This window comes from Flavobacterium sp., assembly GCF_029242675.1.
GTDB lineage: Bacteria > Bacteroidota > Bacteroidia > Flavobacteriales > Flavobacteriaceae > Flavobacterium.
The window spans coordinates 1-1,703 of sequence record NZ_JAQWTM010000292.1 but is presented as its reverse complement, the minus strand read 5'-3'; the positions used below and the strand labels follow the sequence as shown (position 1 = coordinate 1,703).

Sequence of the window (1,703 nt, the reverse complement as noted above, 5' to 3'; positions counted from 1 at the left end):
ACAAAACACCACCATTTGCCGCTTCTGTAGCTTTATAAATTGTCAATCTATGCGTTTTTTCATGAGTCGTTGAAATAATTGGAAAACTTTTGGGACTTCCCTTTTTTATAGCAAAACGCCCTAAATAAATCCCATCTAATTCAAAAACCACATAATTATGATGTTCCCATGTATCAACACTTTGCAAAAATATTTCGCAGTTTTTATCCGTAAACTCAAATGTGACCGAAGAAGCTGCTCCAACCAACATGGTATTACCATCTTTAAGATGATCTACTCTTCCTTCATAGTGATAAAAAGTAGCAGTATTATCAATCCCTTTTGCCGAAATTGAAAACGATATTAAAAATAAAACTACTACTAAATGCGCTTTTTTAAGAATCATGGATATTACTTTTAAAATTAAAACCAGCAATTACAAAGATATGTACTTTACTGCGGTTTGAAAGATACTAAAATGTCAATAACCAATAAAAAAACACCAATAAAAGTGATTATATAATTTTTACTGGTGTTTTTTTTATTTAAAGAAAATAATTACTAGACATGCTAACTTAGTCGACACAAAAAGTTAAAAAAAATCTATTGAGTTAGTTACTTAATTTCTGTATATTTATACCTTTAAAATCAAGGATATGGAAGTGTTTGAAGGCCAAAGCATACTAAACTTTATAAAAGAATTGCCAAATGATGAAACTTGCAAAGCTTATTTGGCGCAAATAAAATGGAAAGACGGTTTTAAATGTATGAAATGTGGTCATACTAAAGGATGTGAAAAATCAGGATATAATTATCAATGTTATGGCTGTCAACATGTGGATAGCGCAACTGCAAATACATTGTTTCATAAGGTAAAGTTTGGTTTACATAAAGCCTTTTGTATCGTATTTGAAATGACAACTAGTAGCAAAAGTGTATCAAGTATTCAAATGGGAAAACGTTTTGAGATTCGTCAAGGTACTGCTTGGTATTTTATGCAAAAAGTACGTAAAGCAATGCAAAGCAGTCAGAAATATCCATTGTCAGAAATAGTTCATGTAGATGAATTTACTGTGGGAGGAAAAGAAGAAGGGAAACAAGGAAGAAGTTATGATTCTAAAAAGAAAAAGGCAGTAATAGCAGTAGAATTAAACCAAAAACATCAGATAAAAAGAGTTTATGTGAAATCTATTGATGACTATTCTTCAAAATCATTAACTCCAATTTTTGAAGAACACATAAGCCAAACTGCGAATATAGTTACCGATAAATGGAGAGGATATGAACCTCTAAAAAAGCTTTATAATATTGAACAAAAATTAAGTGATCATGGGAAAAATTTCAAAGAACTACATATTTTGATCATGCAATTGAAATCTTGGATTAGGACAATACCTACCCATGTTAGCAAATGGCATATTCAAGCTTATTTTGATGAATTTTGCTTTAGAATAAACCGTTCACAATTTAAAACAAGTATTTTTCATAAATCTATAGAAAGAATGGTAAATGCTAAGCCGATTTATCAAAAAGACATTAAACTGATGCTAAGTGTATAACTCAATAAATTTAATATGGGATTACAGGAAAAAAGAGCAGCAAAGTCAATAGAAGAGCAATATTTAGGGGATTACCAAAAAGAAATCAACGAACTTGTGGGGAAGGAATTGCCTATAAATATTAACTGGGATACATTTGAAATGGACTTCATTAAATTTGTACCA

Annotated in this window: 1 protein-coding gene and 1 pseudogene; one reads left to right on the top strand and one right to left on the bottom strand. The window is 30.2% G+C overall.

The genetic code is table 11. The features are described from left to right. Positions 1–385 (bottom strand): annotated as a pseudogene (locus tag P8M54_RS10540) (GDSL family lipase); the annotation flags it as partial. A gap of 250 nt (positions 386–635) precedes the next feature. Between P8M54_RS10540 and P8M54_RS10535 the strand changes: the two are divergent. Continuing rightward, entirely contained in the window at positions 636–1,538 is a 903-nt protein-coding gene (locus tag P8M54_RS10535; protein WP_300287796.1) for an IS1595 family transposase, read from the top strand. Positions 1,539–1,703 lie beyond the last annotated feature (165 nt).